Genomic DNA, 16,276 nt, shown 5'->3' on the forward strand with positions numbered 1-16,276 from the left:
TTTTTTTGAAGAAACCTGCTCCTTTTTTATGTTTAAATTATCTCGCTTGTCGCCAACTGTCAATTGTCACATGTCAACTGTCAATTGCTTATTGGTGTTCCTGCCTCAGCAAATCATTCACCGTCTTTACCGGATTGAATGTTTCGATAGGAACTTCTACAAAGACCGTATTCCAGTCACTCATAGCGCCATTCCATAAACCGGGAAGTTCGAGCGCTTTCAATTCACGGCCGTCTTTACTCTTATATGAAATGAAACCGGTATTCTTATCTACATAATCAGGCAAGTTGAACTTTTCGCCTTTATAATTCTTCAGAGCACAAACCAAATCTACCGGATTGAAATGAGTCCCTTTTTCAAACATCGCTTTCTTAGCCGGGTCATTCAAATCAATCTGAGAGCTTTCCAATATTTGCAGGGAAATAGTTCCATCCGGATTAACAGCAAGGAATGGACCTCCTCCCGGTTCGCCCACATTCTTCACCATACCGCAAACGCGTAGCGGACGTAGCAATTTATTCTTTATATATAATACCAACTCTGCATCTTCCAGCAAACTTGTTTCCGGGTTCTTGATACAAAGTTCATTCTGAAGAAAGTAAATCATTTCTTCTATCTGGTCGTGGTTATACTTGCCACCATCTATCAGTTCCAGATATTTAAAAATACGTTCCTGAAGAGACACCAATACTCCCGCTATCACTTTCTTAAAGATGACCGTCGAACACTTGAAGCTGTCCGGAACGACATTATCGATATTCTTAACAAATACCACATCAGCATCCACATCATTCAGGTTTTCAATCAATGCACCATGACCGCCCGGACGGAAAAGCAGCTGTCCGTTCTTATCACGGAACGGCTGGTTCTCCATATCGGCAGCAACCGTATCCGTACTTGGTTTCTGAACACTGAAAGAAATATCATATTTAACAGAGAACTTTTCCTCATATTCCCCCGCCTTCTTTGCCACCAACTGCTCAAACAATGGCTTATGTTCAGGAGAAACGGTAAAATGGATATTCACTTCACCTGCATTATTCTTGGCATACATTGCACCTTCGGCAAGATGTTCTTCCATTGCCGTACGTACTTTTTCAGGATAAGAGTGGAATAATAAAAGACCTTTCGGCAACTGTCCATAATTCAAACCTTTGCCCTCCAATAAGTTTGCAACCACTGCTTTATAATTGCCGGAAGCGACCAATGCCGGAATATCTTTTTCTTCATTGGCAATGCAAACCTTATTTAAGGCATCATAAAATGCAAAATGTTCGATTTCTGCAAAGAATTTCTTTTCAAAAGAAGTTTGAGGCTCATTATATGAAGCAGACAAAAACTCATACAAATTCTTAAACATACGGCTTGCCGCGCCGGATGCTGGTACGAACTTTACGATTTTCTTATTCTTTGCCAGATAAGTATCCCAGGCATCCATATAGGTGGCTTGCTCTTCCTGTGAAATTACTTTTATCCCTTTTTCTACCGAAGCGGAAGCCGTAATTTCCAAAAACGGGAAACCTTTCACAAAGCAGGCAAGCTGCTCTTCAATCTGTTGTTCGCTGATACCTTTGGCTTTCAGCATTTCCAAATCCTTTGCGTTTAACATAGTATCTCTATTTTAATTTACAATCTGCAATACGACAGAACCTTCCGGGACGCCGCATATCGCAAATGTATAAAAATACCTTCAGAATGATATGAATATCCCGATAAAAAAGTTATTTTTACGGTGTGTTTTACAGATTGTCTTTCAAAAGACAAAGAAAAAAACTGACAAACTATGGATATACAACCGTTCTTTACCGAAGACGAGAAAAAACAATTTTTCTCCAAATACAAACAGTTACTACGATACCTCGACTCTTTTTTGCAGGAGGAAGATTTAAGCAAGATGAAGACCCTTATGAAACGTGTCGTTGCGTTGGATTGTTACGGGCGGGATAAAAACGGTATCAACGGGCTTTTACGTAATATCGACACCGCGCTTATCGCGGCTTTGGAAATCGGATTAAAACGTACTTCTGTTATCGCATTATTACTTTACCGTCCGGTATTGAAACAAGCCATCTCCTTGCAAGATGTGGAAAAACTGTTCGACAAGGATATCGCTTTGATGATAAGCCGCCTGCTTAAGACGTCCGATTTATATGCCCGTAATACGGCTATCAACTCGGAAAATTTCCATCGTCTTTTATTCTCGTTTGCCGAAGATGTGCGGGTTATCCTGATAATGATTGCAGACCGCCTCTGCCTGATGCGTTTAGGCAAGCAACTGAGAGACGATAAAGAGCGCATGCGCCTTGCCACGGAGGTTTCTTACCTGTATGCCCCGCTTGCCCATCGCCTGGGATTATATACCATCAAAAGTGAACTGGAAGATTTATCTCTGAAATATACAGATCCTAAGCAATATGATTTCATCAAAAAGAAACTGAATGAAACCAAACGTTCACGCGATGCCTATATCGCAGAATTCATTGCTCCTATCGAACAGAAGTTGAATAATGCCGGATTGAATTTCGATATCAAGGGACGAACCAAGTCCATCCACTCCATCAACAACAAATTGAAAAAGCAAAATATTGATTTTGAGGGCATATACGACCTGTTTGCTATCCGTATCATTCTGGATACCCCTTTGGAAAAGGAACGTTCAGAATGCTGGCAGGTATATTCTATCATCACGGATATGTACCAGCCCAACCCCAAACGTATGAAGGACTGGATTTCCATTCCTAAGACAAACGGATACGAAAGTCTTCATATCACGGTAATGGGTCCTCAAAACAAATGGGTGGAAGTACAAATCCGTACCCGCCGTATGGATGAAATTGCCGAGCGTGGACTTGCAGCACACTGGAAATACAAAGGGGTTAAAGAGGAAAACGGACTGGACGAGTTCCTGAATACCGTACGTGCCGCCCTTGAAACGAAAGAATCCAACCCGCTCGACCTGATGCAGGATTTCAAAATGGATTTATATAAAGATGAAATCTATGTCTTTACTCCGACCGGGGAATTAATCAAACTTGCCAAGGGTGCCACTGTGCTGGACTTTGCATTTGCGATTCATACCAAACTGGGAAGCAAATGTGTCTCTGCCAAAGTAAATGACAAGAATGTTCCCATTAAATATGTATTAAATAACGGGGATACGGTATCGGTCGTCACCGCTCCCACCCAGACTCCCAAACGGGACTGGCTAAACATCGTTGTTACTTCTAAAGCCCGTGTCAAAATAAAACAGGCACTGCGCGAAGAAACGGCAAAAGCGGTAGACTTTGCCAAAGAAATGCTCCAGCGCCGTTTCAAGAACAGAAAAATCGACATGGACGAACCCGTATTGATGCGCTACATCAAAAAGAAAGGGTTTAAAACGGTGACGGATTTTTATGTAGAGATTGCAGAAGAACGCCTTGACCCGAACCAGGTTATCGATGAATATCTCGAACAGTTACGCCGTGAAACGGAAATATACGAACATACGGAAGTTCGGAGTGCCGGAGAATACATCACGACCACCGAAGTGGAAGAAATATCCACCCACCAGGACGTCTTGGTAATCGACAAGAACCTGACGGGAATCGAATACAAACTGGCAAAATGCTGTAACCCGATTTATGGAGACGAAGTATTCGGTTTTGTATCGACTCAGGGAATCAAGATACACCGTGTGGACTGTCCGAACGCACAGGAAATGTTCAGCCGTTTCGGTTACCGCATCATTCAGGCAAAATGGAGTGGAAAAGGAGATAACGGCTATGTCGTAACTTTGCGGGTAATCGGACGCGACGACATCGCTATTGTCACAAATATTACATCCGTTATCAGCAAGGAAAGCGGGGTAACTTTGCGTTCCCTGAATATAGATTCGGCAGCCGATGGAATCTTCCAGGGAAACTTCACGGTTATGGTTCGTGATACCACCTCCCTGAATATGCTAACTAAAAAGATTAACGCCGTAAAAGGTGTAAAAACAGTAACGAGGTTAAATTCATAACCTCGTTAACTCTCTATATCATACCGGTTCCAATCCCATTTTCTTCGCCCTCTCCAGCATAAACCGGCGGGCAGGTTCATATTCGTTCGGGATAATCCCATCCAGAATGGCATTCTTTATCGCTTCTTTCAGAACTCCGACCGGCCTGGACGGAGCAAGTCCGAAGATTTCCATTATTTCTTCACCGGTTACGGGCGGTTGGAAATTACGGACACGGTCTTTTTCTTCTATCTCGGCAAGTTTGCTGCGGACTTTCTGAAAGTTATTCAGGAAACGGCGCACTTTCTCCGGATTCTTGCTGGTTATATCCGCTTCACAGAGTTTCATCAGGTCATCTATATCATCCCCGGCATCGAACAATAAACGGCGGATAGCGGAATCCGTCACTTCTTCATCCGCTAAAACTATCGGACGCATATGGAGACCCACCATCTTCTGCACATATTTCATCTTCTCATTCATCGGGAGTTTCATCTTGCGGAAAATACAGGGAATCATCTTTACCCCTACAAAGTTGTGATTATGAAATGTCCAGCCCAGACGGTTGTCAAAACGTTTGGTTGCCGGCTTGGCTATATCATGGAAGATTGCACTCCAACGCAACCACAAATTATCGGTTGTCTTGCTCAGCCTGTCCAATACCATCAATGTATGGGCAAAATTATCCTTATGCCCGATACCTTCTTTCGTCTCTACGCCTTTCAAAGCACAAAGTTCCGGAAAGATAAGAGGCAACAAGCCACAACGGTCCAGCAAATCGAAACCGATAGAAGGTTTCGGCGACATCACAATCTTATTCAATTCGTCTACAATCCGCTCTTTGGAAATAATAGAGATGCGCTCCTTATTCCGCTCGATGGCATCAAACGTATCCGGGTCGATAAAGAAACCCAACTGAGTGGCAAAACGGACAGCACGCATCATGCGAAGCGGGTCGTCGCTGAAAGTAATATCCGGGTCAAGCGGCGTACGGATAAGCAGGTTATCCATATCATCAAGACCGCCGAAAGGGTCTACCAATTCACCATACCGGGCCTTATTCAGGCAAAGGGCCAGTGCGTTGATTGTAAAATCGCGACGGTTCTGGTCGTCTTCCAAGGTTCCATCTTCTACAATAGGCTTACGGCTGTCGTGGGTATACGACTCCCTGCGTGCACCTACAAACTCGAGTTCGAGGTCGCCAGCCTTTACCTGTGCGGTGCCGAAGTTTTTAAACACGGACAGATGTGCACCACGCCCCAGTTTCCTGGCAACAGCTTTCGCCAGCTCGATTCCACTGCCTACTGCCACAACATCTATATCTTTAGACGGGCGGTGCAGGAATATATCCCGTACATATCCACCTATCACATAAGCTTCAACGCCCAGTTCATCCGCAGCTTCAGACATCAGGTGGAACGGCTTTGCCGAAATATGATTTAATATATCTTGTTCTTCTATATACATTTATTCTTTCTTATTGTCTCCCATACTATTCTTACTATGGAACTGCAAAGATAATTAAATTCCCCCAGTGATACCAATTCTCCCTTTTTCCAATATCTTTGTCCGAAAGCGAAGACAGGTTGCACTATCTTTGCCGCTGATAAGAAACTTTTATATATCTATCTGATTAACAGCATTCAATAAAGAGGTAAAAAAATATCAGTAACGATTTAGCGACAATCAAGTTGCGTTGATGTTCTGTGATTTGCATACCGTCAAACAACTCGCATTTTCATAATACGTATTTATAGTAAACTGTTATCAATTGTTGTTTACCTCATCATCAAACCATTTGTAGTCTATAACCGGATACGTATTATAAACACTATCTATATAGAGACAATTCGATAAAATTCTTTCATCTCCATAATATATTGTCCACTTGGCAATATGTTTTTCCTTATCCGACCATTCAAATTTATAATGATTTCCGACTGGAAAGAAATATTCTTCATCAGCCAGTTCTTGAACACTATTAAATGTATCAATAATCGGCATTTCACTATAAGTAATCCAGATTATAGAATCTCCTTTGAGGACTATTTTTTGAGGAGTTTTAAAATTATCATCTTCTAAATCAGGATAATTATAAACGACATATCCGCTATCCGTCTTTGTCAATTCCATCCACGTTGTTTCATAAACCCTTTTGGACATTTCCCGCTTAGATTGCATAGAACAAGATATTATACACACTGCAATTAATAATAGCTTTACCATATTTTTCATTTCTTTTTCTATTAAAATACTTTTATTAGTTCTACTCTACATCATCTAACCAATGATTAATTGTATCCACAGCAAATCCTGATTTATATAAATCCAAGCTATCCACCACAAGATATTTATACAGTTCCCCATTAATAAGCATCTGCCAACTGCATGAATGTCCATTTCTTTTCAATATCAATCTTTTTATGGCATTTGGCGCTACATTTGTATATTGCATAATATTGCCCATTTCATATTGAAGCATACCAATTTCCTTATCAAAACTCATATCAATTATCGAATCTCCTTGCCGATTTATACTTGATATGTAATAACCATATGGTTCCATATCTAAGTAATTCAATGCAATTTGATTATCTACGATATAGAATTTCTGGTAAGTATAGATAGTACTATCAACTACTCCATAAAATATGGTTCTTTCTTTTCTTGGTGCCGTCTTGCAGCTACGTATCAGCCTATTCTCCCTTTTATCATCTATTTTAAGAGAATGCTATGTTTATCCAACAACTTCAGATTTTGTTGTGCCTGAATTACATAACCGTCATCGGCTCGTCCTTGCAGAATCACAGTCATGAAGTCATTATATGCCTCTTTCTCTTTGCCGGCTTTCCAATAGACATAAGCACGCCAAAAGTAACTGCATACTACTTCATATTTCTGATCAATACAATAATTCAAATCACTATATGCTTTATTAATGCTATCCACATACCAATAAGCAATACCTCTTTGCAGACAAATTTCTTCCAACGCAACATCTTTAGGATCTATTTTATCATAAAATATCACTTGGGCGCATCCATACACTTCCTGCTTTATTCTTTCTGCTGCATTAAAGTCGTCAATTGCACTTTGGTAATTGTTCAATTCTAATTTTGCATTTCCTCTGTTAAGCCAAGCCGTTATATATGTAGAGTCTTGTCTGATAACATGACAATAGTCTTTTATAGCTTCAGAATATTGTTTTAACTCAAACTTATCGGCTCCTCTGTTTATATAAGCAGGTAGATAAGTCGGGTTATTTTGAATTAATTTATTCCAGACTATAATAGCTTCATGATACTTCTTCTGATTATCAAGACCTACTGCTTTATCAAATAATTTGTTTGTTCTGGAGCAAGACAGAAATATCAATACTATTACAATAATTATGTACTTATATCTTTTCATAATCCGATGTCTTTGTTCTGTCTATTTTCTTTGCCTTGGGAATGTGTCCATATAACCCGGTGAATAACATTTAACCGTAAATTCTGTTGTAAAGATATGTATTATTTCTTTATCTCTCCGGTTGGTCTTTTTATTGTTTACATCGGGAAAGACAAATACTATAAGAAATCTCCTAAAGTCTTCTCTTTAGTTCGCGTTCGCCATGTTTACAACTGAACTGGGAAATTTTGCCGTTCACCAGACATATTGAAGATAAAAATGTTTAAGGCACCGATATCCGCCAAGATGAAAAAGTATAAGAATATTTGATGGTGGTATCAAATACTTGGGGAGAACTTATCAATAATAAAGAATATTTCTGTAATTTTGGAATCAAGTAGCATAGCGTAATAGATTATAAATGTTATAACTTGTCACTATAAATTTAGTAATACTATTGCTATATGCTTAATTTACAAAGAAATATATTTGCCAAACAATATCGAGCTCAGGGTCATTTTGAAAGGATTCGTCGTAATTGGTATCAATACCTTGTTGTTAAATATATATGAAATAATGTTGATTATGAAAAAAAAGCATATAATTGGCTTAGCGACTCTTGGTGTTCTTGCAATCACAACATATATAATATTGCTTTACGAGAATAGAGCCTATGATCCATATGAGGTGGCACAGATAAACTCCTTTCTATCACAACAGTCAAATATCGAGTCGAAAACTAATGGAGAGATGTTAGGCTATAGTCCTAAGTGGCCTCTGTTTTGGGGGAAGTTTGGCTCAATAAAGAGAGACGGCGTGTATAAATTTAATAATATAGTCTTATTTAATCCAAAGGGGTATCCACGAGAAACAAGTGGATGTTTTAGTGTTAACAACTTCAAATTTCTATGGCATATGAATATCTCATATGGCTTCATAGACTCTTTGGTTATAAAAAACTGTCCGAATTTGAAGCGTGTTTTAGCTTACCGTAACCAGTTAACATTTGTAGATATTGAGAATTGCCCATCTCTCGAAGACCTTTATTTGAAGGAAAATTCGCTTGAGACACTAGATTTAACTGGCTGTCCAAATCTTAAAGAGTTTGGGATAAGGTACTCTGTCGATGACATTCTCCTGCGAGAATTAATTGTATTGGAGTCTCAACCATGGCAAGAGTGGGAGCTGGATAGTTTGACTACTGTTATTGTTAAGAAAACAGCCACTAAATCATTTTTAGACTCCGAAACAACTAGTTTACCCAGTACAGAGAATAGTGATGAACCTAAATTATTTGTGGACATAACAGATTGGAAAGGCGTAAAATGCAAAAAATATTCAGAAGACGACGGATACACCACTATTCAGGAGTGTGTGTTCCCTAATGCCAACATGGCACAAGTGTATGATATCATTAAGCAATTCAATGAAAATCTAAAAGACACACTACCACCAAAAGACATGGAGTACATTTCTGAAATAGATACATATATCAAAGTTCGTTACAAGTACAAAACAGCAAATGAACTGCTTATTGAAATCGATTACCCAGGAGGGGTCACTCGTTTTGAAATTACACAGAAAAGCAAAAATACTTTGATGAAAGTAACTTACGAAACCGATTAGACTGGTTAACTGTGAATCATAATTTTAGATCGTACGAATGGGCTAGTCTTCCACCAGGAAGATATGGACAACCAGCAAAAACTATGCAACAGAAGAATATACACCACAAAAAGGAGATATTGTTGTTATTCAAAATATAGATAACCATCCTCATGGACATATTGCGATGTACGATGGTGAACACTGGATATCAGACTTTGAACAAAGAGATTTTTGGGGAGGACAAAGCTATAGAACTATTAAATCCAAACATACGTTTTTCAGATGGAAACAATAAAAAACAAATTAATTATGAGGCATTTACTATTTATAACAGTGTCATTTCTATTATTGAGTTGTATTGCGGGTAATGCTAAAACTGTTAATGATGGGAATTTAGACCCAGCAGTCGATATGTTAAAAGAGTTTTACGCTGAATATATCTCATTAAATCTGTGCGATGAGGTTGATGATGCGTTATTATTAAATCTCAAAGAAAAATACTTAACGTCGAGTTTGTTGATGAAGTTAAGGAGTAGTGTCGTTGATTTCGATCCATTCGTTGACGCTCAAGATTTCAGCCAAAGGTGGTTGACGGAAATTGACATAGCTAAAATAGATTCTTTAGATAATTTATATACGGTTATGTTGCCTGATAACAAAGATTGTATAATAGTGAAAGTTATATGCAAAGAGGGTGGCAAGTACCTTATTGATAACATCTCTTACAATAGAGATAATTCTTTAGTAAGTTGCGTACAAGATAGTTCAATTAACACCTACCTTGGGACTTGGGTGATAAGCGAGGAACAGCCGTTCCCATATATTGCAATACGCAAAGACTCTTCAGCGTATGTCGTTGTGGAGAGTGATCAAATTATGATTAATGCAAAATTGGTTCCGGATACATCTGCACCCAATAACTCATATCAAATTTTACTTGTCGCTCCGGCAGAAGAGTTGGGGATCGGAGGACAAAGATTGGATTGGCCGCATCTTTCAACGACACATCCAGTGGGACATATTCAATTCTTGAGTAATAATACAGCCAGATATACATGGTTAGGTTTTTATAATACAATAACAAAGCAGAGAGTTTGGCAAGATTCTCAATTCACAAGAGAAACGGGTGACAAAACTATTAATCTAATAAAAGTACCTTAAGTGTTTCACATGTTACTCAAGGTAATAGTTTAAGTAACAATAACTAAATATGATGCCATTTTTACGGAGTTTAATGATGACCTAAAAAATAACGTTTATAAAAATCATATATAATGAAACTGATAATTACAATAGTAGGTGTTCTATTTATGCTTTTTTCGTGCGATGCTCAAACAAAAAGAGTAATTCCAGACTATGTTACAGAGTGGGATTTGGTGCGATTGCATGAATATCAATATGATCTACCTAACGATTCCCTGAGAAATGTACTACTTAATACGATCGTGCAATTTAGCCATGATACTATAATCATAACTGTAAAGCATAGATACCGAGCACGGTTTGTGTACGAAAAAGATGAAACTGAACACTATTTTGGCACTGATAGGTATTATATTGGTGAGGATCATATTAATTTATTGAAACAGTATGGATGTGATATTTCAGATTCGGTCTCATATATACGGTTTGTGGACTATTTCGATTCTGATTATGAAACCGACGATAAATTTTCATTTGATTCTTACTCTCTCTGGCAAACGCTAATAGTTGCAGATGATTTTTTATGCCTCACTTATGATAAATTCAACATATTGCTGTATCAAAAAAAGAAGAAGTAAATGCAAAATATAAAATTGACGAAACAAGATACTTTATAAAAGTTGAATAAACGAGAACAAAAATGTCAATGGTAGGAAATATGAATAATTTAAAGAACCTGCTATTCACGTTGAAATTATAAATTAATATATTATATATAATGAAAAATATTTTGACTTTAATTTTGTGCTTATCATTCTGTGGTTATTCTCTCTGTCAACCAAAATCAGGTAGCACATATCCAGCAATCATCACTCAAGATACGACGGAAATTAATGGATATATCGTCGATATAGATAACTACAAGGCAACACGACTGGGTGAAGCTTGTAGCAAAGGCGATTTAGCAGGGGTTAAAAAGTTGCTTAATGATGGAGCGGACAAAGAGCAATGCCTCTCGGACGACATCTATGAGTACGACATTGTTTATGCGGCGGTTTACTTCAATAAGGTCGATATATTAAAGTTTTTGATTACACAAAAAGTGGATGTAAATAAAGTATATAACGAAAATGGATTGACAGCCCTGTCGCTGGCTTGTATAAACTCAAACTTGGAGACAGCCTTGTTGTTGTTAGACGTAGGAGCGAATCCGAATGGTGCTGGAAATTGCGGTGAAGATTATACTTTCTATCCCATAATTGAAGCGACACAAAGGAACGATATCCAGACCGTAAAAGCATTGTTGAAACACAACGTAAACCTCAATGTAACCGACCAAGATGGCTCAACCCCTTTACAAATAGCAAAGAGTAATAATTATGACTCATTAGTCACTCTTCTGAGTAAAGTTAACCCCTAAAAACGGTGTGACTTAAAGATACTTGAACAAAGTTTCTAATCATATAATGACGGACTCAAAAATATATGCCAAATAGAGCACCCGTCCCGGCGGATTTGTAATCCGCCGTTCTCCGCGTATTATGATTTTCAAATCCGCCTTTATTCAACCGCTGAAAAGACTTATCCTTTAGCGGATTGAAAATCCTGACACTAGGAGCGTTTGAATACTTTCATTACACATAAATTCAATATTGAGTAAAAGTATCAGCCTATTCTCCCTTTTATCATCTATTTTAAAAGAATACTATGTTTATCCAACAACTTCAGATTTTGTTGTGCCTGAATTACATAGCCGTCATCGGCTCGTCCTTGCAGAATCACAGTCATGAAGTCATTATATGCCTCTTTCTCTTTGCCGGCTTTCCAATAGACATAAGCACGCCAAAAGTAATTTAACCGTAAATTCTGTTGTAAAGATATGTATTATTTCTTTATCTCTCCGGTTGGTCTTTTTATTGTTTACATCGGGAAAGACAAATACTATAAGAAATCTCCTGAAGTATTATCTCCAATAGTAACGAAACTCCGGTTTAAGTTGGCTTTATATTGGTTTCCTTTGACTTCGCCCGCTCTTTCAATCACGTCTAAAGCCCTTATTTTCAGCCTTCTTTCTCTATCCTGCTCTCTGTCTCATTTTTATTTCTTATCTTTGGAACAAATAGTACAAATCGCTAATTAAACAGTAATCAGCATGAAAAAGTCTGTTATCTATATTGCAACACTTGCATTGACAACCCTGGCAGCCTGCAACAATACCGAAAAAGAGGCACAAGCCCGCCTCGATAATGCGAAAGCTATGTTTGAACGGAATGAGTACTTTGCTGCTAAAAGCGAAATAGACAGCATACGTGCCCTCTATCCGAAAGAATATAAAGTATTGAAGGCCGGCCTTTCCCTGATGAGACAGGTCGAACAGAAAGAAGCGGAACGTAACCTGGCTTTTTGCGATAGTATGATGCCGGTCAAAGAACAGGAACTTGCCGAACTCCAGAAGAACTTCTCTTTTGAAAAAGATACGGCTTATAATGAATTGGGTACTTATGTCCCGAAACAACAAACCATCGAACGTAATATCCAGCGCAGTTACATCCGTTCCGGGGTAAACGAAAAAGGTGAAATGTATATCGCCAGTGTTTACTTTGGTAAAAATCCATTGAACCATACAGGCATCAAGTTAACTACCACCGACGGTATGTATGCCGAAACGCCGGCTATCCCTTATGACGGCGGTCTGAATTACCGTTTCAAAGACTTAGGAAATACAACGGAAGTAGTAACTTATAAAGGAGAGAACTGCGAAGATATTGCCAAATTCATTTACGCGAATGAAGGTACACGCATCAAAATGGAATATACAGGAGGCAAACCGTATATTATTTACATCAACGACCCTGATAAGAAAGCGATTGCCTCCACATTGGATCTGGCAGTTATCCTGAGTGACATCGAAAAGATGAAAAAAGAAAAGGAAAAAGCAATAAAAAAACTGGACTACCTCAAAAAGAAACTGGACGAATCAATTCAGGTGACAGGTGACAGGTGACAGGTGATAACAAAACAAACGAAAGGAGCAAGTTTTATCCAAAAAATTTGCTCTTTTTTTATGTCTTAATCCTCCCGCTTGCCGCAAACTGTCAACTGTCACTTGTCAACTGTCAACTATCAACTATCACCAGCCTTCCCCTGTCATTATTTCAAAATTACCACCTTTCTGCTAACACTCCTGATAAGCTAAAAGGACAATTCAGGAGAAATTCAGCTCTTTTTTCCCACAAAAAGGGGGCTTTTATACAGAATCCGGAACCTATTTCCACATATTCTGAGGGTATTTCCAGTTATCCCTACGAATAAATACAACTATTTGCGCACTAAAATACAACTGTCCGCGCAGATAAAACATATATGTTTCGACTTCAAAGCATATATGTTTTGAAATCGAATCATATATACTTTGATTTTCGGTGTTATCGGGCGGAGAGGCAATACTATAATAGTAAAAAAACCAACTCTTACACAGATATCAAATAGATTCTTATTTTCCGCCGAACGCAACAATATGTTTAGGCACGGATTTTACGGAAAACACGGATTAATAAAAATACAATATGTATTAATCCGTATTTTCCGTGAAATCTGAACCTGATAAATCAATACCATCACCATATCAATAAGTAAGATATACATCATTATCTACAGCAAACCGATAAAGCTAAACCTCACGAGAGTAACATATTCCGGAACTTTTCCGTGTCTCTATTCATACACCGCAAAGAGAACAAGGCTATTTTATCAATATGTCAAAATATCATTTTGTAAAATCATTCGATTTTATTTATTCTGAATGACAATATTAACAGTCACTCTTCTATTAACCTAATTATTTTAACTACATTTGAAAATTAATCTTAATCGCCATGAAAACAGTTAACCGATATTGGCTATTACTCTTTTTCTGCATTTCCTGTTGGAGTTGCAGCAGCCCGGAAACCGAAAAATATCAATACAACCGTGACAATGTTATTCAAGTAAAAGATAAAATCAAAGAAATTGAGATTGACAGTGTCATACTAAGCTCATCTTGTGATCTACACATAATTGATGATTATCTACTTATTGTTGATTATAAATCATATGATTATTTTATAAATATATTTGATAAAAACCAATTTAAGTATATCACCAGTACAGCCTATAGAGGAGAGGGAGCTGGAGAAATTATAAATATAGGATACATAGGCAAAGATTATGCACATCATAAGTTCGACGTATCCGATTATGGCAAACAAGCCGTGTTTAGTTATGATTTGGATAGCGTCCTTACCACCCCCTCCTATATACCCTCTAAAAAATTAAACATCTATGGAGATAAATTCTTAGAGCAATATAAGTATATCAATGATACAATCTGTATCGGATTAATTTTTGAACCCATCAGCGTTTCCGATTTTACATTATCTGTCGGAACACAAAACATGAATACAGGAGAATTTAAACAAATGCCCTATATGCATCCTGAATTTAAAAAGAAATCTGTCTTTTTCGATGTATCAACAGAGCATGGGCTGTATGTGGAATCTTATATAAAGCAAGACTTAATAACTATTTGTACGATTAATGGAGAATTAAAATACAACATATATGGCAGTAGAAATTGGAAAGATAACCAAAAAGGACGATTTGAGTATTATCACCAAGTTGCATTTGTCGGAGATAAAATCTTTATTCTTTATTTGAATGATAGCGGTTACGTTCAAGACCCTGCAAAAGGTATTGTAGGAAACCTGGCTACCAAATTTTTAGTGTTAGACCTTAATGGAAATTATATTGCAACATTGGAAACAGGTTATCATATCGGATATTTTTGCTATGATAAAGCAAACAACAGAATTCTATTGAATATGAATGATGATATACTATTCGGATATTTAGATTTGGATGGATTGGTAGATGTTACCAGATAAAAGCAGAGAAACAATTATTTTTATCAGGAACAATTAAATCAAATACAATATGAACAAATTAATATACCTGTTATTAATCGTCGTTTGTTGGGCTTGCTCCAATAAACCGGAAACCGAGAAATATCAATACAACCGTGACAATGTCATAAAGGTCATGGATAAAATCAAAGAGATAAAATTTGACAGTCTAACATTTAGTAAATACTGTAAACTATATATTATAGACCAATACCTACTGATTGCTGATCACAATACGTATGACCATCTTATAAATATCTTTGATAAAAATACGTTTCAATACATTACAAGTACTGCATATCCGGGATTTGCTCCGGATGAAATTGGAAATATGGGACCTATTGGTATCGACCAAGTCCGCCGCAGATTTGATGTTACAGATTATGAAAAAGAAATCATATTCAGCTATAACCTGGATAGTGTCCTTACGAACCCTTCTTATATCCCGGAAAAGAAAATAAAAATAGACCGTAACAAAGTTTTAGAACAATATCAGTATATCGGAGATAGTACTTGTATAGGCGCAATCACAGAACATATCATATACAACAACTTCAAGATGTATCCGGGAAAGCTGAATACGAAGAATGGGGAACTTACCCCTATGCCCTATGTGCATCCCTTAATCAAAAATAAACAAATAGCTTTTGATGTTTCCCCGGAACTGGGTTTATATGTGGAATGCTACCAAGGACAAAACCTGATGACTATTTGCTCGCTTGACGGAACATTAAAATATAATATATACGGAGGAAAATATTGGATGGAGAATCAGGAAGGAGAACTAAAGTATTATCAGCAAGTCGCCTTCGGAAACGACAAGATATTTGCACTTCTATTGAAAAATAACGCATCTGTTATTGACCCTATTCTCGGTTCAATCGAAAACTTAGCAACTAAAATTTTAGTTTTCGATCTCAATGGAGATTATATCGCGACCTTGGAAACCAGACATCATATTCGATATTTCTGCTATGATAAAGAGAACAACAGAATCCTATTGAATATAAATGATAATATGCAATTCGGCTATATCGATTTGGATGGATTGGTAGTAGTACCTAATAAAAAAGATTCATAAAAAGAACTAAAACAGGGTTTGCTAATCTACCACAAGACACATTGGAATTACATATTATACCATAAACTAATTGAAAAGGAAGAAAAAAGTATAATAGAATAGACCTCTTTACCGGACTTCATTGCAACTACT

General features: G+C 37.5%; 13 protein-coding genes. 8 read left to right on the forward strand and 5 right to left on the reverse strand.

The window, feature by feature from the left end; genetic code table 11:
• Nucleotides 1–88: 88 nt before the first annotated feature.
• Nucleotides 89–1,609: a DUF4301 family protein gene (locus tag ACGE0T_RS14465; RefSeq protein ID WP_459187329.1), complete on the reverse strand. Its 1,521-nt coding sequence runs from the start codon at nt 1,607–1,609 to the stop codon at nt 89–91.
• A 174-nt stretch (nt 1,610–1,783) separates the two neighbouring features.
• Here ACGE0T_RS14465 and ACGE0T_RS14470 point away from each other — a divergent pair, with 174 nt between their 5' ends.
• The gene (locus tag ACGE0T_RS14470) at nt 1,784–4,003 is read left to right on the forward strand and encodes a RelA/SpoT family protein (protein WP_459187330.1); all 2,220 of its coding nucleotides are present in this window, start codon (nt 1,784–1,786) and stop codon (nt 4,001–4,003) included.
• 18 nt (nt 4,004–4,021) lie between these two features.
• On the opposite strand, the gene ACGE0T_RS14475 is transcribed toward ACGE0T_RS14470, so the two are convergent.
• The 4 genes from ACGE0T_RS14475 to ACGE0T_RS14490 all read right to left on the reverse strand — a co-directional run bounded on the left by ACGE0T_RS14475 (nt 4,022) and on the right by ACGE0T_RS14490 (nt 7,393).
• A complete protein-coding gene (locus ACGE0T_RS14475) occupies nt 4,022–5,449 on the reverse strand; it encodes a CCA tRNA nucleotidyltransferase (protein WP_459187331.1) in 1,428 nt (475 codons plus the stop codon).
• Nucleotides 5,450–5,749: 300 nt separating this feature from the next.
• The gene (locus ACGE0T_RS14480; protein WP_459187332.1) at nt 5,750–6,217 is read right to left on the reverse strand and encodes a hypothetical protein; all 468 of its coding nucleotides are present in this window, start codon (nt 6,215–6,217) and stop codon (nt 5,750–5,752) included.
• Nucleotides 6,218–6,248: 31 nt separating this feature from the next.
• Complete coding sequence (locus tag ACGE0T_RS14485; protein ID WP_459187333.1) at nt 6,249–6,548, reverse strand: hypothetical protein; 300 nt, start codon at nt 6,546–6,548, stop codon at nt 6,249–6,251.
• A 149-nt stretch (nt 6,549–6,697) separates the two neighbouring features.
• Complete coding sequence (locus tag ACGE0T_RS14490; RefSeq protein ID WP_459187334.1) at nt 6,698–7,393, reverse strand: tetratricopeptide repeat protein; 696 nt, start codon at nt 7,391–7,393, stop codon at nt 6,698–6,700.
• 564 nt (nt 7,394–7,957) lie between these two features.
• Here ACGE0T_RS14490 and ACGE0T_RS14495 point away from each other — a divergent pair.
• The 7 genes from ACGE0T_RS14495 to ACGE0T_RS14525 all read left to right on the forward strand — a co-directional run bounded on the left by ACGE0T_RS14495 (nt 7,958) and on the right by ACGE0T_RS14525 (nt 16,144).
• Entirely contained in the window at nt 7,958–8,998 is a 1,041-nt protein-coding gene (locus ACGE0T_RS14495) for a hypothetical protein (RefSeq protein WP_459187335.1), read from the forward strand.
• A 264-nt stretch (nt 8,999–9,262) separates the two neighbouring features.
• Nucleotides 9,263–10,141 carry a DUF3828 domain-containing protein gene (locus tag ACGE0T_RS14500; RefSeq protein ID WP_459187336.1) on the forward strand — a complete coding sequence of 293 codons (879 nt, stop codon included), beginning with the start codon at nt 9,263–9,265 and terminating at the stop codon, nt 10,139–10,141.
• A 113-nt stretch (nt 10,142–10,254) separates the two neighbouring features.
• Complete coding sequence (locus ACGE0T_RS14505) at nt 10,255–10,761, forward strand: hypothetical protein (protein WP_459187337.1); 507 nt, start codon at nt 10,255–10,257, stop codon at nt 10,759–10,761.
• Nucleotides 10,762–10,901: 140 nt separating this feature from the next.
• Nucleotides 10,902–11,543: an ankyrin repeat domain-containing protein gene (locus tag ACGE0T_RS14510; protein WP_459187338.1), complete on the forward strand. Its 642-nt coding sequence runs from the start codon at nt 10,902–10,904 to the stop codon at nt 11,541–11,543.
• 732 nt (nt 11,544–12,275) lie between these two features.
• A complete protein-coding gene (locus ACGE0T_RS14515; protein WP_459187339.1) occupies nt 12,276–13,127 on the forward strand; it encodes a hypothetical protein in 852 nt (283 codons plus the stop codon).
• Between the two features lie 871 nt (nt 13,128–13,998).
• Nucleotides 13,999–15,045 (forward strand): TolB-like 6-bladed beta-propeller domain-containing protein, encoded by a 1,047-nt coding sequence (locus ACGE0T_RS14520; protein WP_459187340.1) that lies wholly within the window; start codon nt 13,999–14,001, stop codon nt 15,043–15,045.
• Between the two features lie 49 nt (nt 15,046–15,094).
• Nucleotides 15,095–16,144: a TolB-like 6-bladed beta-propeller domain-containing protein gene (locus tag ACGE0T_RS14525; protein ID WP_459187341.1), complete on the forward strand. Its 1,050-nt coding sequence runs from the start codon at nt 15,095–15,097 to the stop codon at nt 16,142–16,144.
• Nucleotides 16,145–16,276 lie beyond the last annotated feature (132 nt).

Source organism: Parabacteroides sp. APC149_11_2_Y6 (genome assembly GCF_054506995.1).